16 protein-coding genes and 2 pseudogenes are annotated in these 18,486 nt (G+C 64.8%); 4 read left to right on the top strand and 14 right to left on the bottom strand.

Translation table 11 applies throughout. The features are described from left to right. Positions 1 to 129: 129 nt before the first annotated feature. From IE326_RS20000 to IE326_RS19980, 6 genes and pseudogenes are all read right to left on the bottom strand, one after another. Positions 130 to 579 carry a hypothetical protein gene (locus IE326_RS20000; protein WP_190042465.1) on the bottom strand — a complete coding sequence of 150 codons (450 nt, stop codon included), beginning with the start codon at positions 577 to 579 and terminating at the stop codon, positions 130 to 132. A 325-nt stretch (positions 580 to 904) separates the two neighbouring features. Further along, positions 905 to 1,285 (bottom strand): toxin Doc, encoded by a 381-nt coding sequence (locus IE326_RS19995; RefSeq protein ID WP_190042464.1) that lies wholly within the window; start codon positions 1,283 to 1,285, stop codon positions 905 to 907. Between the two features lie 2 nt (positions 1,286 to 1,287). Further along, positions 1,288 to 1,539, bottom strand: a complete 252-nt coding sequence (locus IE326_RS19990; RefSeq protein ID WP_190042463.1) for an antitoxin MazE7 — start codon at positions 1,537 to 1,539, stop codon at positions 1,288 to 1,290. Positions 1,540 to 2,031: 492 nt separating this feature from the next. Beyond that, positions 2,032 to 2,619 (bottom strand): annotated as a pseudogene (locus IE326_RS19985) (zeta toxin family protein); the annotation flags it as partial. Between the two features lie 12 nt (positions 2,620 to 2,631). After that, complete coding sequence (locus IE326_RS41500) at positions 2,632 to 2,766, bottom strand: hypothetical protein (RefSeq protein ID WP_268983030.1); 135 nt, start codon at positions 2,764 to 2,766, stop codon at positions 2,632 to 2,634. Then, positions 2,763 to 3,059: a hypothetical protein gene (locus tag IE326_RS19980; protein WP_190042461.1), complete on the bottom strand. Its 297-nt coding sequence runs from the start codon at positions 3,057 to 3,059 to the stop codon at positions 2,763 to 2,765. Before IE326_RS19980 ends, IE326_RS41500 begins: the two co-directional genes overlap by 4 nt. Positions 3,060 to 3,381: 322 nt before the next feature. On the opposite strand from IE326_RS19980, the gene IE326_RS19975 reads away from it, so the two are divergent. Beyond that, entirely contained in the window at positions 3,382 to 3,993 is a 612-nt protein-coding gene (locus IE326_RS19975; protein WP_190042460.1) for an SMI1/KNR4 family protein, read from the top strand. 81 nt (positions 3,994 to 4,074) lie between these two features. Here the strand turns inward: IE326_RS19975 and IE326_RS19970 are convergent, their stop codons facing one another. Together IE326_RS19970 and IE326_RS19965 are read right to left on the bottom strand one after the other, a co-directional pair. Next, positions 4,075 to 4,989: a transposase family protein gene (locus tag IE326_RS19970; RefSeq protein ID WP_190043426.1), complete on the bottom strand. Its 915-nt coding sequence runs from the start codon at positions 4,987 to 4,989 to the stop codon at positions 4,075 to 4,077. Positions 4,990 to 5,160: 171 nt separating this feature from the next. Continuing rightward, positions 5,161 to 6,783: a penicillin-binding transpeptidase domain-containing protein gene (locus IE326_RS19965; RefSeq protein WP_190042459.1), complete on the bottom strand. Its 1,623-nt coding sequence runs from the start codon at positions 6,781 to 6,783 to the stop codon at positions 5,161 to 5,163. A 253-nt stretch (positions 6,784 to 7,036) separates the two neighbouring features. Between IE326_RS19965 and IE326_RS42035 the strand changes: the two are divergent. Both IE326_RS42035 and IE326_RS19960 read left to right on the top strand, forming a co-directional pair. Continuing rightward, positions 7,037 to 7,235: pseudogene (locus IE326_RS42035) on the top strand (helix-turn-helix domain-containing protein); the annotation flags it as partial. A gap of 74 nt (positions 7,236 to 7,309) precedes the next feature. Further along, positions 7,310 to 8,113 carry an IS5 family transposase gene (locus IE326_RS19960; RefSeq protein ID WP_190042458.1) on the top strand — a complete coding sequence of 268 codons (804 nt, stop codon included), beginning with the start codon at positions 7,310 to 7,312 and terminating at the stop codon, positions 8,111 to 8,113. A 321-nt stretch (positions 8,114 to 8,434) separates the two neighbouring features. On the opposite strand, the gene IE326_RS19950 is transcribed toward IE326_RS19960, so the two are convergent. After that, positions 8,435 to 9,352 (bottom strand): hypothetical protein, encoded by a 918-nt coding sequence (locus IE326_RS19950; protein ID WP_190042457.1) that lies wholly within the window; start codon positions 9,350 to 9,352, stop codon positions 8,435 to 8,437. A gap of 742 nt (positions 9,353 to 10,094) precedes the next feature. Further along, entirely contained in the window at positions 10,095 to 10,505 is a 411-nt protein-coding gene (locus IE326_RS19945) for a peptidase inhibitor family I36 protein (RefSeq protein WP_190042456.1), read from the bottom strand. A gap of 550 nt (positions 10,506 to 11,055) precedes the next feature. Here IE326_RS19945 and IE326_RS19940 point away from each other — a divergent pair. Further along, positions 11,056 to 11,805: a transposase family protein gene (locus IE326_RS19940; RefSeq protein ID WP_190041439.1), complete on the top strand. Its 750-nt coding sequence runs from the start codon at positions 11,056 to 11,058 to the stop codon at positions 11,803 to 11,805. Positions 11,806 to 11,942: 137 nt separating this feature from the next. Here IE326_RS19940 and IE326_RS19935 read toward each other — a convergent pair whose 3' ends face one another. The 4 genes from IE326_RS19935 to IE326_RS19920 form a co-directional block, all read right to left on the bottom strand. After that, positions 11,943 to 12,848 (bottom strand): hypothetical protein, encoded by a 906-nt coding sequence (locus IE326_RS19935; RefSeq protein WP_190042455.1) that lies wholly within the window; start codon positions 12,846 to 12,848, stop codon positions 11,943 to 11,945. Between the two features lie 53 nt (positions 12,849 to 12,901). Continuing rightward, entirely contained in the window at positions 12,902 to 13,360 is a 459-nt protein-coding gene (locus IE326_RS19930) for a hypothetical protein (RefSeq protein ID WP_190042454.1), read from the bottom strand. Between the two features lie 488 nt (positions 13,361 to 13,848). Then, on the bottom strand, positions 13,849 to 14,247 hold the full coding sequence (locus IE326_RS19925; protein ID WP_190042453.1) for a hypothetical protein: 399 nt from the start codon (positions 14,245 to 14,247) through the stop codon (positions 13,849 to 13,851). A gap of 88 nt (positions 14,248 to 14,335) precedes the next feature. Next, positions 14,336 to 18,334: a golvesin C-terminal-like domain-containing protein gene (locus IE326_RS19920; RefSeq protein ID WP_190042452.1), complete on the bottom strand. Its 3,999-nt coding sequence runs from the start codon at positions 18,332 to 18,334 to the stop codon at positions 14,336 to 14,338. Positions 18,335 to 18,486: the final 152 nt, after the last annotated feature.

Below are 18,486 nucleotides of genomic sequence, written 5' to 3'. Positions count from 1 at the left end.
CGGACGTCGGGAATGCGGGTGGCGCCGGATCAGACGCGCCGGGGACGGAATGGGTTGTACGCGGTGTACGGGTCCTGGTCCGTCTTGCCGTGGCACTCCACCCAGCAGGGTGAGGCGGCCTGGGGCGCCTCACCCTGCTGGGTGGAGTGCCACGGCAAGTTCTTCCTGCGGGTGAACTCGGCGTACTCCAGGTCCAACTCGGCGAGCCGACGGCGGCGCTCGGCCCGCGGGTCGTCGCCGACACAGACGCCGGTCAGGTCGTACGTTCCAGGCGCGGCCGAGTTCGTCCACGTCGAAGGCGATTCGGCGCAGGATCGCGGAGATCCGGGCGGAGTCCACCACAACGTTCGCACGGTCGGGGAAGTCGGCCTCGGGGCAGAGGTCGGCGACGGGCGGGTAGGACTCGCGGTCCAGGTGGTCGATCCAGTCGGCGCACTGCCGGATCCATCCCACCTCGTCCACCAGCCGCTCGGCGACGCTCGCGCGGCCGGAGAGCTCCTCGTCGTCGCTGTTCTCCGGGTCCTCCGGTGCTGGCCCAGGCCGCCGCTCGGAGCCCGCCCAGCACGACGTCCAAGGCATCCAGGTCGGCGTCCTTCGTCAGCTGATGCACCCGGCTGGGCGACAGCCCGGCCGCCTCCGCGGCCTTCCGCACCGACACCCCCTCCACCCTGGCTGCCACCAACGCCCAGACCCGCTCCCGCTCCGCCTGCTCCAACCGCCAGGCGGCCCTGCGCACCTGGGCCAGGACATGCCGCTCCCGCCGGAACTTCCCCAGCCAGTCACCCTTCATCCCGCCCAGCCTGCCAGCCCTCGACCACCCTGTACGGGCCGTCCAACAAACTGAACGCCCCACCGCCACCCTCAGCGGCATTTTCTGTACGCCGACTACTCGCGACCGGTTCCGTTACGTCCCGGGCTGCATGGACCGCAGCCGGTCCGCAATGTCGTACACGGACAGCCGGAGCCCTCGGATGTCGCGGACTAGGGTTTCCCATGGCTCGAAGGCGTCATCGACGCTTTGGCCAGAGGCGCGGATGTAGGCCACGGCCACGCCGTACGCGAAGAAGGCGTTGCGGGCAGGTAGGGGGCGAAGCAGTACGAGGGCATCGAGCAGCGCGGCGGCGCGCCAGTAGGCGTCCGGCTCGCCGGCGTCGAGGCCGGGGGTGTTGACCTTGTGGCGGGCGACGGCGGCCACGAGGCCGGACCAGTCGCGGACTCCGAGGTCCTTGCCGAGCAGGTCCTCCTGGCGGTCGAGGAGCCATCGGAGGTCGACGTGCAGCTCCAAGGTCAGGCCGCCTGGCGGGCAGTGTCCCGGGGAGCCGGGGCGTCGTCGGGGAACGCGGCGTCGAACGCCTCGGCGATGCCCGGTCGACGGGTGACCTCGCGGAACTCCGCGGTCGCCTGGGTCAGCCGCAGGTGGTTCTCCTCCTGGTCGGCCAGGCTCGCCAGGAAGGCGCGCAGGCTCACGCCGTGCGCGGCCGCGACGGCGGCCAGCCTGTTCTTGGTCTCGGTGCTGACCTTCACTGTGGTGTCTGCCATGTTCCCGAGTATGCACCGATAGGTACCTTCGTGAATACCTTCGGAGGGAAAGAAGACGGCTGGCTTGGTCAGCACCGAGGAACCCTGACAACCTCCTCCGAGGGGGACACCCCCGTGCCCAAGGCTGGGGCTGTCCCCTCATGTCATGCGAGACCGAACTGTTCAGCGCCCGCGTCCCTGGCGCCGGTGGGCACCGGCTTCCGGTGTCCTGGGCGCCTGAGGGGCTGGAGCTCCAGATGGCTTCCGGGCCGCGGTCATGGATCGACTTCGTGCCGTAACCGCCCGAACCTGCGGAGCTGGCGCAGTCGGCCACAAAGGACCGAGCGAGCGCCTCAGCAAGGGGTCCGCAGCGGCATGGACCAGGGGACGGGCGAGAGTGGCGATCTCGCCGATCTCGCGCCGGACCTCCGCCCGCATCGAGATCGGCAGGGTCTCAATCTGCTGCAATGTCTGCTCCATGCTGTAGGCGAAGACCAGGGACTCCTGCTCGCTTCAGAGCCGGTCACGTTCCCTCACCATCACGCCCGGATTGTCCGGTTTCCGCGCCCACTGCCCCTGGGGATCGAGGTAGTTGCCGTAGACGACGGTCGCATCCCTCCTCATCACGAAGGCAGCGTGAGCCAGCCGCTGCTCGTCGATCTGTCCGGAGCCCCGGACCACGCCGTGGTAGCACGCGTCATGAATCTCGTGGTTGATCTTGCACCCGATGCCGAACACCTGGACCTGCTGAATCTGACGGTCCAGCGCGCCCTTTCGGCTCGTGGCTTCGGGAACCGCAACGATCGGAACCTCCACGCGGGCGCCTGCGGCCCGGAAGCGAGCGGCGGGCTCCTCGAAGTCCCTCGGCGCCCGCATCGCCGACTCCATCACGACGTCGAAGCCCTGCTCGATGGCGTAGGCCTCGGCCTTCTCCATCCACTTGTGCCCGTCGATGCTGGTGTACGCGCCGGCCGTGTTGTCGTCCGCCACCATGAACTCGTCGAAGAGCGGGTGATAGGGCTTGTAGGTGTCCAGGTTGATGTTCACCGGCTCCCCTCGTGCCGCCAGAGCCGTCGTCACGAGGGACGTGATCGCGGTCTTCCCCGCGCCGGTCTACCCTGACACGATCACGACCCGCGGCTGTTCCTGCGGGGTCCCTGCGAGAGTGTCGGGAACGATCTCCTCGCGGAAGATGCGCTCGTTCTCCTCCTCGGGCAGGGCGTACCTGGTCCTGTCGACGTCCGTCACCGGGCGCCACCACGGAGACTCGCCAGCACCTCGGCCGCCTCCGCGGTGAGTGCGTCGACCGTTCTGCGGTCCACCGGGCTGAGCGAGCGGCGCTTCTGGCTCCAGGCTGTCCGCTCCTGAAGGAAGACGCGGACCCCTTCACTGTCGCCCGCAGCACGCGCCTCCCGGATCCGGCCCGAGTAGGCTCCGACCACGTGGTTGATGCCTTCGAGAGCCACCTCGTAGGCCGTTCCGTCCTCCGCCGACCAGGTAGCCGCTCCCATATTCGCCAGCACCGAGTTCTGCTCTCTCACCGAACTCCTCCTTTCCGATGTTTCTGGGCGACGCCGCAGCGGCATGCCGCGGCAGGATGACCTCCAGCTCTGCCCGATGGCCTGGCCCGAGGACACCCTCGGTTCTCCTCAACGAGTACCTACCCACCTGGTCCCGGGCACGGCCTCTCGTAGTTCTCCAGCCGTCCGTCTGTTGTCCAGGAGACCAGCCCCCTGGACAACTTGTCCGGCACCAGCCGCTGCATCATCTCCATGCCCTCACAACGAGGGCCCCGGCTGACCGGGGCCATGAGATGTGGTCGATGCTGTCGGAGACGTTGCCCGACAGCATCTTCGAGGAACCATGACCGACTACCTGCAGGCCGTCTTCGACATGCTCGGCCCGGCGGAGAGCCGATATGCCGATCCTGCCGCGTGGCTCCGCCTGGAGCAGGAACTCGGCAGAGAGCTCCCCACGGACTACAAGGCGTTCGTCGACGCCTACGCACCCGTCCAGCTCAACGGCCACCTCTACCTCTCATCTCATCCGGCTTGCGCATGGCGGGAGCTGGGCGAGGAGATCCGGTCGACCTCGAAGGTCTGGGCGGAGAGCCGGTGGGAGTCCCACGACCTGGAGCCCGACGAGGACCCCCGCGTGATCTGCAACCGCCCACAGATCACCTTCGGCACCCCCGACGGGCTCATCCCACTCGCCAGCACAGACCAAGGAGCCGCCATCTTCCTTGCCCCAGAGGTCCACGGATTTCCCGACGGCGTCGTGGTACGAGGGGAAGAAGGGGAATGGGCCGGCCACCCCATGACCTTCGCCGAGTGGCTGTACCGCTACCTGATCGGCGAGGAGATGACCGGCTGGGACAGCGCGACCTCTTACCCCGGCCCCATCCGGCTCGAGTACCTGCCCACAGGACCGGGAGAACACACCCGCGAGGTATACGGGCCAGAGCTCGGCATGTGAGGTTCGCACCACGTGAGACGACTTCTTACGAGTTGGTGCGTGATAGCGGGCGAGGCGTGTTCGCCCTGTTCACGGCGTCCGTCAGGTGGTGGTGTTGCGGTCGGAGACGAGGCCGGCGATAGCGCGGTAGGTATCGGGGAGGCGGTCGCGACGGTGGATCCAGCGCTGGAGCTGCTTCCAGCGCTTGTGGTCGGCGAGGGCGTGTTCGACGGTGATCCGTTGTGAGGAGTGCTCGTGTCGCTGGCGTTCGTTGTGTTCGAGGAAGGGAAGTGTTGCGCCCGGCCGTAGCTTGCGCGGCTGAGTGAGGGCCTTGCCGCGATGGTCTCTGCTCAGGCCGAGGTAGCCGTCATCGAGGAGGACCTGGACCAGGTCGAAGGTATGGAAGCAACTGGCGATGCCGGCCGTGCGGGCGGCGGTGGCGTCGTGCATGCGGCCTGGCCGCAGGGCGTCGGTCCACAGGGTACGGCCGTGGTGGTCGGCGATGACGGTGGCCTTCATCGTGTTCTGCTTCTTCTTGCCCGACACGAACGCCCGCCGTCCGCCCCGGCTCGCGGTGGGCCTGCGAACCTGGACCTCGGTGGCGTCCAGCCGCAACAGGACCCCTTCGGCCTGGGCGTAGACGAAGACGTCTTCCAGGGTCCGCAGTCGCAGCCCGGGCCGCTTGGGGACGGCAAATCCTCTCCCGGCCAGCAGACGGCGCACCTCACCGACCGCACGGGTCATGGTGGAACGGTCCACTTCGTAAAGGAGGGCCAGGACCGTGTGCGGGAGGTCGTGACGCAGGTGGATGAGCGTGGCGACAAGCCGGTCCACGAACACCAGCCGATGGCGGGCACCCGCTCCCGGCGCCCGCTTCCTGGCCCCGCCTCGAGCCTGGTGCCGGCGGCCTTCGACCCCGGCCACCCACGGCCCTGCCAACTCCGCGACCAGCGAAGACAGATGACTCCTCGAGACACCTGTGAACAACGGATGCGCCAGGACCGAACGGTCCACCATGCTTTTCACCAGCAGAGCATGCCCACCCGCTATCACGCACCAACTCGTTAGAGCGGCGTTCTCGGCCTCCAACGGCGTGGGGGCTCGGCCAGCACCCCCGCCCTGCGTCCCCGGCCGGCCCACGCCGGCCGCCCGGACCCAGTTCCACAGCGTTTCCGGGTTGACGGGGTTTCACCCTGCACGCAGCACCTGCGCCACGACGGGTCCGGCTGCGTCACCGCCATGTCCGCCCGACAACACAACAGCGGCCGCCGCAAGATCATCGGAGAAGCCTGCGAACCAGCTGTTGGGGTCAGGCTGTCCGTCGACCTCGGCAGAACCGGTCTTCGCCCCCTTGTCGCCGCCGACTGGGGCCATCGCATTCGCGGCCGTTCCGCTGGTTGCAGTGTCTCGCATCATGTCGCGCAACTGTCTGGCCACCGCCTTATCCAAGGGACGATCAGCAGTGGCAACGACGCGGTCGTCGAGGCCCGGGGAGGTGAGATAGGGCTGCTTGAACGCGCCAGCTTTAGCGGTGGCGGTGATCGAGGCCACAGTGAGCGGGTTCATCTGAACTGTGCCTTGGCCGATGTACTGCGCGGCTGCCTCGCCGCCGACTTCCGCCGGGATCCTCCCGTCGAAGGATGCGATACCGGTCTTCCATTCTTTGCCTATGCCGAACACCTCACGAGCTTCCTTGCCGAGGGCTGCATCGTCATGGACATCGTCGATCTTCTTGATGAAGGCAGTGTTGCAAGAGCGGGTAAAACTCCTCTTGAACGGGACGGCGCCAAGCTCGAAGCCGTCAAGATTCTGGAAGGTCCGCCCGTAGTACATGGCAGTCTTCGGGCACTCGGCCGGGTCGTCTGCCGTGACTAGGCCTTTCTCTAGGAGCAGCGCGGCTGTCACTATCTTGAGGGTGGAGCCAGGGGCGAGGCGGCCGAGGAACGCGGTGTTGTTACCGCTGGCAGGGCTGTTGGCGACTGCCCGTATCGCTCCCGTTGAAGGCTGTACTGCGACGACCGAGGCGTTCCCGTACCGCTTGACCGCCTGCTCTGCCGCCGCCTGCACAGCCGGGTCGATGGTCGTCTCCAGGCGTCCCTTCACGCCCTCGCTGAGCGTCAGCAGTGTGGTGTCCGTCACCGCTTCCGACCCGGAGTCGATCCAGGTCTCGATCCCGGGTTCTCCTCCGACTCGCGTGCCGTACCGTTTGCGCAGCTCATCCAGGATTGGTCCGAGTGAAGGATACTTCTCCTGCGTCAACTCGACACCGTCACGGTCCACAACAGCAAGCGCAGCCACCTTCGCATCGCCGGTCCGCAGGGTCGCCCCCTTACTCAGCTTCGGGTGCACCACGGTTGGCTTCCAGTCCACTAGCGGTCGCCCCGTGGTCAGCCCGCGCACCACAGTCAGCTTCGAGACATACGACCATGCCTTGGTGTGTCCCTCGTACGAGACGGTGGCGCGCACCGTGAACGGTACCGTGGCCCCTTCAGGGCTGCCCGGCACGATGTCGACGCTCGCGATCATGGCGCCCTCCCGGTAGGCGAGCAGCGCGGGGCCTGCTTCTACTGGGTTGTTGGTCAACTGCGCGGCCCGTTCTGGCTCGCCGCTTGCCCACGCCGCCAGGAACTCCTTCGCCGTTCCGGTCACCTCCTCGGAGGTAACTGGTCCCGTCTGCCGCTGCTCGACCTCATTCTTCGATGGAGAACCCCCAGTGACTCCGTTCCAGAGGTTGTACCCCCCGTACCCCACGCCGCTCGCAACGACGAGGAAGGCCCCTCCGACGATCGCCAGTTTGACTCCACTACGCATCTCCGCGCGCCTCTCTCCCCGACCAACTCCCGGAGAGTAGCCCGGCTTGGCACTATCCAACGCTTTCGTGAGATCGCAGACCCGGAATGGATGCGAATCGGCCGGAACTGATCGGCGCAGCCTCCGAGACAACTGACGCTTCGCGTACTCCAGCTTCGTGACGAAGCCACGCGACACCTCTCATGGATGGTCCTTACCGTTGAGGTTGAAAGGGTGGGGTGACAGTCGGCGTTGGCGGTGCTACATCCTCGTCATGAGGTACGTGGATGGCAGCGGGCTGACTGCCGCGGGGGCGGGCGAAGCGTGAAGTGGTGCGCTTTGAAGCCGCGGAGATGTTCGGGCAGGAACTGCGGGCGCCGGAGGTGGCCCGCAGGTTACGGGTTCCGCGGAAGTCGGCGTACGCCTGGCACACAACCTGGCGCGGCGGCAGCAAGTCGGCCCTGTTCTCCAAGAGTTCGTAACAGGATCTTGTTGAACTGTCCTGGTTGGCTGTGTCTGGTGTGTCGATTCGGCCGTTCGGGATGGTGTGACTACCCAGCCGTGGATCGTGGACGATGGCCTGTGGGCGCTGATCGAGTCGCTCCTGCCGCGCTGGCCCGAGAAGGCTCCCGGTCCACGGCCCGTGCCGGACCGGCTGTGCCGACAGGGCATCCTCTACGTCCTGTACAACGACATCACCCTTGAGTTGGGTTTCGGTTCTGGCCAGACCTGCTGGCGGCGTCTCGAGCGCTGGCAGCGGGCCGGAGTCTTCGACCAACTGCACCGTGTCCTGCTCGCCAGGCTACATGCGGCCGGTGAGCTGGACTGGTCCCGAGCATGTGTCGACGGTTCCCGCGTCCGTGCGAAAAAAGGGGGAGCCGACACCGGCCCGTCGCCGGTCGACCGGCGGAAGACGGGCAGCAATCATCACCTGATCTGCGACGGACGCGGCACCCCGCTGAAGGTCATCACCACCGCCGCCAACGTCAACGACGTCACCCAGACCCTCGCCCTGGTCGACGGCGTCCCGTCCGTCGCCGGCCCACGCCAGCGGCACTCCGAGGCCCTCCTCGGAGACAAGGGCTACGACTCCAACCCCAACCGCCGCGAACTGCGCAAACGCCGGACCCTGCCGGTCATCTCCCGCAAGGGCTCACCGAGCATCAAAGGGCTGGGCAAGCTCCGCTACGTCGTCGAGCAGACCTTCGCCCTGCTCCATCAGTTCAAGCGCCTCGCCGTTCGCTGGGAACGCCGCACCGAACTCCACGACGCCTTCGTCTCCCTCGCCTGCAGCCTCATCTGCTGGAGACACCTCAAGAAGACCCAAACAAGATCGTGTTACGAGCTCTGAGTACCTCGTTCTCCTGCTCCAGCAGTCGGATCCGCTTCCAGGCTTCGCGCAGCTCGGCCGACTCCCCCGACACCGGCGCGAGCTTGGCCCCCTCATCAGTTTCGGCACGGCGCAGCCACTTCGATAGCGTGATCGGGTGGACGCCGAATTCGGCGATGATCCGGTCCAGCGTGACGCCGGGCTCTCTATTGCGCGCAATCCATACGACGCCCTCGCGGAAATCTGTCCCTCACGCTGGAAAAGTGCTCAGCCAGCGACTGGTGAGTACAGCTCATCCTTTTTATAGACGCCATAAACCGTTATTCACATTCCATCGCGTCATTACACCCCGGAATGTATCCGGGAGATATTATTCATTAGAATTTCTATCTTCCTTTTACTTCCCTTGAGTATATTCGCTTTATCTCGAAGTAGGGCCTTTTGATTCTCGACCTCAACGGCGTGCCATTTCTCGGCCAGCATGACTTCACTCTTGCATCCAATGTCGGCGATAGCCGTTGCGATCTCCCTTTCGGACGGATCTTTCTCCCGTTGCCAGGCGGAGTCGCCCACCGCTTCCTCGAGGGTCTTGTACTGGTACCCTGCCTTGTTCATGCAGGTGCTCCAGCGTGTGACGGCGTCAATTACGATCCTGCTATTTCGCGCCCTGTCCCATGCTCCATAGCGCATTATGTCGATAGTTGTGGAATCAAATCCCTCCGGGGGAAGCCCCAGTTTTGCGTATGCGCTACCTCGGCATCCGCCACGTGGAACTACTCTTCCTTTGAGAACATCTACGCCTTCGCCGGTGTAAACGTTACGCACTTCCTGGGGTAGCCTCCTAGTCCTTTCGGTGTTATCTCGCGCGATCCTCGAAGCCTCTTCGGAATCCATTCCATTTGGGAGTGGAACTCTGTATCCAAACTTTTCCGCCTGACGGAGATCGATTACACCATAGCGTCGCGAGTTTTCTGCTGCGAGGGATTTCTCCTGGGTAGGGCGTGGCCATTTGAGGCCAAAACTTCTCATGCATTCACTCGCAATTTCATACACTGCTTCTTCGAAATCGCCGCGCTGGGATCGAGTTAGCACATAGGAATCAAGTGGAAGATTTATCTCGCGCCCCGTGTAATAAGACAGATCGCGAGTTACTTCAAGCGTTCCCTTGGCTCCCTGGAAGGAACCTTCACTGCTTGCGCATCCAGCAACTGTGAAGCAGGAAATAGCAAGTGCAGCAAGATTGTTCCTTGTGTTGGCCATGTGTGTCTACCATCATTGGTCTAGGTGGTTAGATTCAGGGTGAGGAAACCGCAAGCGGGAGCAGGTATCCAAACGGCACTCCACAGGAGTGGGGGGCTTGAGGTCGCCATGGCCTGCTCAACGAGTGCGCCGGCCTTTTCACGCAGGTCCGGCTCACTGGCCTACTGACTGCGCTCTTTCAGAGTGGCCGCCGGCCGGGTGACAGGGTCCATGAAGCGCTACAGGGCAGCGGCGTGGAGCAGCCCCCCCATGCAACCCCAAGCTGAAAGAGTTCATTGATGGAGAGCGGTATCTATCACCCTCGGCACGGAGTATGGACCTTGCCGCCAAGTGCTCCAATGGCGCTTAGCCCGGCGCGTTCAGCGTCGACCGGAAGGGAGCCGGCACCAAGAAGATCGACCGCTTCGGGCGCGCAGTGACGAGTGATCGGGGTTCTGCCACCGTGTCCGGCCGCGACTTAGATGTGAGGGTATTCCATCCACCCTCAGTCGGGTATGCGGGAGGCCCTGGCAGGCGGGGCGCAGGCACCCCTAAAGAGGGCCGATGGGACGACGTTGGCGCCGCCACTCCTGGGAAAGGAAATATAAGGTAGCTCTGAATTGCTGATGCCGGATCGGCTGGCGAGCACATGAAGCCCCCTGGTGGAGAAGGCGGCCGAAGGGCCATCCACCAGGGGCTTCACCGCATTTCCAGCTCAACCTCCAAAGCCTGTACCTAAGACGGAAAGAGATTTATGGCAGCCCTAATTGGGGCAGGAGGGATTACTCTCGAAACAGTGCGAGGAAAACACGTTATTGAAGCCCATGAATTCCCAGCTGTGCTTGTAGCCGCCCGCCTGGCCTATGGCCCCTCCGGTGTAGTTCGGCATCCCGTAGAACGTGACCAATGTATCGGGGTCACGGTTCCACGTCGAGCTTACGGTATTGTCAATTGGGGTGTTAGTGCCGTAGTAGGTGCCGGTGTACTCCGACTTGCTGTAGAGGGTGTCATATACTGCACCAGTGAAGTTGGTAGTGTTGTATAGGCACACCTCCCCACCGTTTGAGCTCTCACACACGCCGTTGTAGCTTCCTGCGGCGGCATTTCCCGCGAAGGCTGCCGTGGTCGTGATTGAAAGAATCACTGCCGTGAGAATTGCTCGCATTTTTGACATGCGGATTCCTTCTGTCGTAGCGCTATAGTCTTCTTGCGATGGCTGTTCAAACCTTGCGACGGGAGTCTTGTGCACTGTTGTCCCGGTCTTGATCTGACCGGCGTCAATCAATCGCAGTCTCCTGCCGGTGCACTCGGAGCTAAGCCTATGATCCCTGCCATGGTCGTGGCGAGAACGGCGAGTGACGCGATAGAACGACGCATTTCAGCTCTTTCCTGAATAATGGCTGCGAGTGATCCCGATACCGAGGTACGTGTAAATATGGTGACATCGATGGCCATAGCTCCAGAAGAAGACCCTGGAAAATAAGAGCAGCGGCTCGCGGGACAGTGATCCTCTTCCATCCTGACCGCGGTCCGATCTCTCGAGCGCTGCTGACCTACAGCGATGCTCTTGATCTTCATTCTCGGAACCCCAGGATGAAAGAGGCTCAGTGAGCTTCTTCAGAGTGGTCACCGATCGGGTGACGGCCAAAGGTGGATAGCAGACGAGGCCTTCGGGCAGTGGTTCGAGATGTCTGACGTCTCAACCGCTGCGACCGGAGGCCTCGTTGGTCATCTATCCTGCCGCACTCGACCTGCCGCACGCGCTCGTGGAGTGGGTCACGATGCTGATCGTCACCCGTGAAGGTGATCGCCGGTGCAAGCTGCGACCTTCGCAACGCGCGATCATCACCCTGGTCTACCTGCGCGAGCACACCACCTACGCGAAGCTCGCCGCGGGTTTCCGGATCAGCGAGGGCACTGCCCACGCCTACGTACAGAGCGTGATCAAACTCCTCGCCTCCAGGGCACCGTCCCTCACGCAGGCGCTCCGTCGCACACGTCCCGAGTACGTCCTGGTGGACGGCACCATCGCCGAGTGCGACCGGGTCGGCGACCACGAACGGGACTACTCGGGCAAGGCCCGACGGCACGGAGTGAACATCCAGGTCGTCACCGATCCCGCGGGCGGGTTGATCTGGTACTCGCCGGCGTTGCCGGGTCGTACGGTCGACATCACCGCCGCCCGCACCCATCGAATCGTTACGATCTGTGAGCGACTGCGGATCCCGGTGCTGGCCGACAAGGCCTACGCCGGAGCCGGCGGCACGTTCCAGGTCCCGTTCAAACGCCACCTCGGACGGCCCCTCACCACCAGACAGGCAGCCGTCAACCGAGCACACGCACGGCTCCGCTTCCCCGTCGAGCGAGCCTTCGCCCGCCTCAAGGCCTGGCGGATCTTCCGCAAAGCGCGGATCAGCCCGAACCGGCTCACGTCAATCGCCAAGGCCGTCCTCACCCTCGAGAGACGACGCTGAAGATCCTTAGTGAGCTTCTTCAGCGGCCACCCCAGCGGGTGAACAGCTCTCCCCGGTTGACCCGACTTCTGAGCTGCGACAGGAGCCGACCCTGACAGATGCAGCTGTCACCCGATCAGTGGCCGCTCTGAAAGAGCTCAGTGAGCGGCGGTGTTGATTACCGATGCGGCGGAAAGGGTGCTGTCTTTTCGGGAACGGGCTTTGTCGAGATTCGACTCGTTTTTCTTGATGAGCTGCTTCTGGATGGTGGTCTCTTCATCGAACCAGACCTTGACGAGGTTCGTCGTGGTCTTGCATTCGACGTCGGCTGTCGCGAGCTCGATCTCCTCGGAACTAGCGGTGTCGGCGGCGGGCGAGTGCAGTTTTTCTGTGTCCCAGACATCGTTGACCTGATAGCCGCGGTCCTTCATACACAAGGACCACTGGCCCATGGCTGCCTTCACGGCGGTGGTCTTCTGGGAGCGCTCGAAGCTCTCTGCGCTGAGGCGCTCGACCAGGTTTGCGTCGAGGGTGCCGACCTTGCGGTCGACCTCGCCGGTGCATCCTCCTTCAGGAAGGGCTTTGCCCTTGAAGGAGGTGACCGCTCCGTCTCCTTGGCGGCCCTGGAGAACCGTGACGGCGTCAGGGGCGTCGAGCTCCGGCGGCGGGGTGCTCTCCCGGCCGGGGTGCGGGGGTCGGTAGCCGTATTCCTTGGCCTCGGCGAGGTCGGTCAGTCCGTACCTGCGGGGCATGTTGGAGGCGTTGGCGGCGAGCGGAGGCGCGGTGCCGAGGTCCTCGGTACGCCAATTGTCGAATCCGTAGCGTCGCATGCAGGCGATCTCTGCGGTGTCCCTCGCCTGCTGAACGGCGATTTCGTCGGCGTAGGAGGGCATATACGCCTCAAGGGGCAGTGCCAGTCCCTTGGCGAGGCCGCGCGTGGGCACCTTGTCCGGCCAGTTCTCGCGGAATACCTTGGGTCCCGGCTGCGCGGGGTCAGCCGCGGGCGCGGGCGTCTTCTGGGCCGGCGGGGCGTCGTTCGTCTGCTGCCCGCAGCCTGCCAGCATTACTGCAAGGGAGGCGGCTGGGAGTGAAAGGATCCAGGGGTGTCTCATGGTCATCACAGCCTCGCACTGCTTGCGTTCTCATTCTTCAGGGCGGAGATCAGGTTTTCGTTGCTGCCGACCTCGATGGTCTGGTACGTCCCCTGCTGGTTGCTGTAGTAGAAGATCCGGTGGGAGCGGGTGTCTCCGTTGGAGGCTCCAGCGGCGTTGTTCTTCACGCTCCAACCGGATCCGGGATCCGCCCCCTCACACTTACTGCTGTTCGGCAGTGGTTCGTCGAACCCGAAACCGTACCCGTAATTGAACTGGTACCGGACCTGCTGCATCCCTGAGGAGGTCAGGTAGTCATAGCCGAGGTGCGAGTCCTCGGTCTTGTTGGTGATGAAACAAGGACTCCTGAAGACTCCGCTGTTCTGCAGGCTGTTGAAGAAGATGGCCAGGCAGCGCGTGGACGAGCTGCACTGATCGTCGGTGTAGGTGGTGTAGGCGTTGGCTGGCGAGGCCGGAATGATCACTGCAGCCAGCGCCGCGGCCGCGGAAGCGGATGCTCCTAATACTCTCCGTCTGGGCAAGGGGAACCTCGATTCATCTTTCTCTGATTCCTGGTGCTGATGGGTGAGGCGGCATCGGATCAGCTTTTGGAACATTACTTCGATCTCGCGGCGAGAGCGCCTGCATGACCGGATTCCATCGGCAGGACGGCCGAATCAGCACGGTGTGGCTGACGTGGATGCGGCGGAACTCGGCATCCCGCTTTCCTGGAAGGAGTGGGTAAGAATTAACGCTAGCTGATTGTTCTGGGCGTATCGGCCGGGGGCCGAAGAAGGTGGCAGTGCGCCCTGCTTCTGACGGGCAGTCAACCAGAGGGGCCCGCTTGGTCGACGGCGCGCTGGGCTGTGAGACAGCCGGCAGTTCGTCGTCCCAGTCTCCTCATGGACCGAATTCGTCCTGCGGGCAGCTACGGCTGCCCGCAGGACGTGATCGGCTTCAGCCGCCGGTCTCGTCAGCTCGAGGTGGAGCCAGCCACGGTCCCGCAAGGTTCCTTCGGCCTGTGGGCCTTGACCCGGGGTCCGGAGGGACCGGTGGACGGCAGGTCGATGGTGAAGCAACGGGTGGCCATGGTGTCGGCCGGACCGAAGAGGACCAGGCTCCGTTCGTACGGGCGGGAGAACTGGACCAGGAGCCGGGTGCCGTCTGTTGTGGGGCGTGTCTCCACGAGGACCCCGAAGCCGGGTGTCTCGTCAAGGGCGTCCCGGATGTCCTGGTCGGTCGGGGTGCGGCCCTTGTTGGTGAGGAGGCGGGCAGCGAAGAGCCGGGCGTCCTTCTGAGTCGCCTCGAAGGCGTCGTGCTCGCGGTCGGCCTCGCTGCGTCCGCTGACGGCGAACGCAGCGATGAGTGCCACGACCGCAGCGAGCAGGACCGCGCCCAGGGCCTTCGCCCAGAGCGCGGTCCTTCCTTTTCGCTCTGTTCTCACAGGGATCCTGTCGCTACTAGGGGAGATTGCTCACCGCGCGGCCGAAGGCCGCGGAGTAGGCGGAAGTACCCGTGCTGTTGGGATGGTAGCTCTCACGGCTGACGCACCAGGTCCACGGGCCGGGGTTGGTGGGTGAGCATGTGAAGTCGCCGGGTCCCTGCCCCGCAGCTACCGTCCTGTGGATGCCCTCGGGGTCATCGCAGGCTCGCCGCCCCTGAAAGTCCGCGTCGGCGGATTCGAAGAAGACGGGCAGACCCTCCGCCCTGAGCTTGTCGGCGACCGCCCGTTGCTTGGCCTCCATGTAGACGGCGTTCTTGTTGATCCGGGTTCTGTCTGTGCCGCCGATGACGCCGATACTGCTGAAGCAGGTGAGCGATTTGTCGTTGAAGAGCTGCGGATAGCTGAGGAGGAGGATCTTCGCGTGGCCGCCCGTCTCGGAGTTGATGCGTCGCAGGGCGGACTCGACCCCGGGCATGGCACCGTCGATGCCCCGCTGGACGTCCTCTTCTGGCGGGCAGGCGATGGTGGCGCAGTACTGCATGACCTGAGGGAAGCCTGCGTCGTTGCCACCGATGGTGAGTGTCACGAGGTCCGTGTCACTGCTGAGCACGCCGGAATCGACCTGGAACCGCTCATGGAAGTTGCCATCAGTCCCCCAGGTCTCGTTGCCGTCCTTGTCGACGGCGTGCCCTGTCATCAGCTGCCAGGAGCGTGCTCCGGAGCAGGAGACGTTCTGGAACTCTAGCTCTGCGGAGAAGTTGTCGGCGAGAGTGCCGATTGATGCGGAGCGTCCCGGGAGAGTTGTCTTGCGGGCCCAGGAGTCGTTGCTTCGGCGGCAGGCGTTCCAGCGTGAGGTGTTGTTGATGTCGTTGTCGGAGTCCTTGGCGTACGAGCCGGCTCCCTCACCAGAGGAGTATGAGTCGCCCATCTGGACGACCTGCTGGGGCTTGCCCGGCAGTGGCTGGAAGGCGACGGCGTCGAAGGCGACATCGTCGTCTCCGGTCCCGTCTTCGGTCTCTGTGGTGAGCCGCACCCGGGGCACGCCGTTCATCTGGAACGCGCCGAGGGACATCCAGCCGTTGGTCCCGCGCTTCTGGTTGACGTATCGGTGGCGAGAGAATGAGCCGCTGCCGGTATCAATGTCGTAGCGCGCCTGTTGGGTGTGCGCGCCGTGGTCGGGCAGGTGCACGAGGACGCGCATCCAGCCGGTGCGTGGTTGGTTCAAGGCCCAGGTGCCGGTGAAGTTGAGGCGGTTGCCCTTGGCGTCGTCGTCTCGGGTGTGGCCGAAGTAGAAGTGGCCGCCGAAGCCCGCGCCCAGCTGATGAAGGTCGATTTTTCCTGGGTAGACCGTCGAGGCGGTCTTGTCGTGCGCGATGCCCGATTCACCCGGAAAGTCGGCAGTGAAGGTTCCAGAGTTGGTCCATTTGCTGTTGTCGCAGGCTGGTCGGATGGATGGGGTACCGGTGGGAACGTCGTCGACGATGAGTGCACCGGAGGGCAGGCCATCGCGGGTGCAGTTGGGTGGGTAGGCGGTGCCGTCGGCCTGCTCGGTGTCGTAGTTCGGCGAGGTGAAGCGGAAAAGTTCGTTGCCGCAGGAATAGGAGCAGTCGTTCTTCCATTGGACGGGCAGGTGGAACCAGCACTTGTGGTCGGCGCGGGTGCAGGGTCCTGCGCCCGGATCGTTGGAGGCGCCATCGGAGATTTTGGACGGCTCGCACCAGTTGTAGACGCCGCAGAAGAGGTCTTCCGGCGGCTTCACGCGGGCTCGGTTCCACTTGGCTGATCCCTGGATGGTGGCGTCCTCGGTGGTGCCGTTCCACCAGGCGGCGCGGAACGCGGCCACCATGACGCCTGGTGACTCCAGGAAGGACGGCGGGTGCGCGGCGAAGCCGAGGACCTTCTCGGGGTACGGCCAGTGCTGCGGGCGCGCGGCGGCGGAGGCGTCTTCGTTGCCGAGGCGGTCTTCCATGAAGGGCAGGCGGCCGGCGTCCCATTCGGGATTGGCAGGGTTGTTGGCCCAGCCGACGCCCCAGGGCTCGTTGGCGTTGACGTTCTCGTAGAACCCGGAGTTGTAGGCCCAGAGGGCGAAGAACCAGTTCTCCAGCTTGGCGGGATTGCCGTCGTGGACGACGAGGCCGGCACGCTTGGTCTGGTTCCACTTCTCGACCAGGATGCGGAGGCCGGCGGCGACGTTCGTCGCGTAGTCGAGGGCGACGGCACGCTGCATCTGGTAGTCCCAGGCGGCCCCGCCCTTGCCATGCTCACGGCCGGCGAGACGCATGTGGTCGGTGACCTGGGCGACGCCGTAGCCGCAGTCGCCGGCGGACCAGTTGACGTTCCAGTCGTTGTCCGAGTTGCCGTCGTAGTAGTCGACGCCGTAGTAGTTTCCGATCAGTGGGTTGCCGGTTACGCCGGGGACGGCCGAGCGGGAGGCTTGCCACATGTTCGACTCCTGCGCGGTGATGCCGAGGAACACCTGCGCGGGGACACGGCCGCCGCCTTCGAGGATGGGGTTCGGGAAGAGTGCCTGCGGGGAGTACGCGGGCATGCCCAGGTTCTTCCAGTTCGCAGGGCGTGAGGCGCCGATGTCGAGTTTGCCGGTGATGGCCTTGTCGACGGCCCACTCCACCTGGCGGGGCTTGGGCTGCATAGCCTGGTTGCGCGGGTCGTTGCGGGGCACGGAACAGATGCGCTCCGATTCGACAAGCTCGCTGCTGGACCCGGATGTGGTGGACGAGGCGGTCGTGGCGTCGAGGGAACGTAGACCGGCGCTCTGGGCGCTCGGGCCATCGTCGTCGGTGTCGGCACCCGCGTTCTTTCGGGTCCTGAGTAGCGGCGACGGTGCGCGGGAGGATTCCCACCCGTCGGAGATGACCGCAATCGGCCTGACGGTGAAGCCGATGTTCTTGCCGGTGTCGCGCACAGTGGTGTCGATCTTCACCGGGCGCGCGTCGGTGACCTCCTGTGGCTGGAGGTACTTCGGAGAACCTTTGCCGTCGGCCCAGACGGTGTGCTGGACGATCGCGGCGCCCATGGTGGACAGGGTGGCGTCCTTGTCGACCCCGTCCAGTCGCGTGACCGACCGCGGCAGGCTGACACCGGCCTCGGCGGTGACGTCACCGGTCAGGTAGACCTGCCCGCCGACCCGCGTGAGGCCGGTGTCAGCGAGGGGGCCGTGACCGAGCTGTGTGACCTTTTTGTCGGCCCACCGGCGGACGAGCGCGGTCTCCTTGTTCTGGAGGCTGCCGCGCTGGACGCGCTCCAGGAAAACGTAGCCGCCGTCCGCGTCCTTGCTGATGCGGTAGGGGACGGTACTTGTGGTTGCGAGCTGCTTCTTTACGCCCCTGTTGTCGATCTCGACGAGGGCGCGTCCGGAAGCGGCGGCGATCCTGCCGTTGCCGACGGGTACAGACGAGGTGATCTGGCCGTCGACGACGACCGGATCACTGACCTGGCCTGTGGCGGCGTCGACCCGGAAGAGTCGGGTCTGCCTCTTGTCCTCGCCGGGAGACTGTGTGAGGACCGCTTCCTCTCCGGCCCCACAGCCGGGGTTGTAGTACGACAGCGAAGCGTTGAGCTTCAGCTTGGTGACAGCGCCGGTGGTGAGATCCACGATGGCGGTGAAGCCGCCGCGGGCCATCAGGCGGGGGTCGTTGGTGAAGGTGCGCGGGGCGTAGACGACGACGGCGCGCTTGCCGGATCCGGTGACGCAGGCGTTGCCGATCCACTGGTCGACGTCGAAGCCGGGTTCGGCGAGTGACGCGAGCGTCTTCCAGGCGTAGCCGCTCTGTTCTGTCGCCGTCAGCAGGTGGAAACCCTGGGCGTCACCCGTGGAGGTCCAGGCGACGTCCGTGGAATTCTTCCAGTTCGGGCCGAGGACCTCAGCGCGATCTGACGCCGGCACACGGTCCGTCGCCGGGGTCGCGATGGTGGCGGGCGTCGACGGGTCGGCGGCTACGGGTTGTGCCCAGGCCGAGGCATAGGGAAGTCCAGCCAGTAGCGCTCCGACAGTCACTGCTATCAGGGGCGCTCGTTTCTTTCGGAGTAATCTCAACTGCGCTCTCCTTGGCGACTCATAAGGTGCGGACGCCTCACCCTGTGCAGAGGTGGGCACCTGTGCCAGGCGAGGTCACGGTCATGACGTGACCGTGTCGAGGGGCGTGCCTG

Origin of the sequence: Streptomyces filamentosus (genome assembly GCF_014654895.1) — a bacterium.
GTDB classification, from domain to species: domain Bacteria; phylum Actinomycetota; class Actinomycetes; order Streptomycetales; family Streptomycetaceae; genus Streptomyces; species Streptomyces filamentosus.
The sequence above is the reverse complement of the archived record's forward strand: the minus strand, read 5'-3'. Positions and strand labels throughout refer to the sequence as shown.

Bases quoted from the DNA above. Each gene is read 5' to 3' on its own strand.
- IE326_RS19990 (WP_190042463.1), bottom strand. From the start codon at position 1,539: ATGGCAGACACCACAGTGAAGGTCAGCACCGAGACCAAGAACAGGCTG.
- IE326_RS19950 (WP_190042457.1), bottom strand. From the start codon at position 9,352: ATGGCCAACACAAGGAACAATCTTGCTGCACTTGCTATTTCCTGCTTC.
- IE326_RS19975 (WP_190042460.1), top strand. From the start codon at position 3,382: ATGACCGACTACCTGCAGGCCGTCTTCGACATGCTCGGCCCGGCGGAG.
- IE326_RS19945 (WP_190042456.1), bottom strand. From the start codon at position 10,505: ATGTCAAAAATGCGAGCAATTCTCACGGCAGTGATTCTTTCAATCACG.
- IE326_RS19970 (WP_190043426.1), bottom strand. From the start codon at position 4,989: ATGGTGGACCGTTCGGTCCTGGCGCATCCGTTGTTCACAGGTGTCTCG.
- IE326_RS19935 (WP_190042455.1), bottom strand. From the start codon at position 12,848: ATGCTGGCAGGCTGCGGGCAGCAGACGAACGACGCCCCGCCGGCCCAG.
- IE326_RS20000 (WP_190042465.1), bottom strand. From the start codon at position 579: ATGCCTTGGACGTCGTGCTGGGCGGGCTCCGAGCGGCGGCCTGGGCCA.
- IE326_RS19965 (WP_190042459.1), bottom strand. From the start codon at position 6,783: ATGCGTAGTGGAGTCAAACTGGCGATCGTCGGAGGGGCCTTCCTCGTC.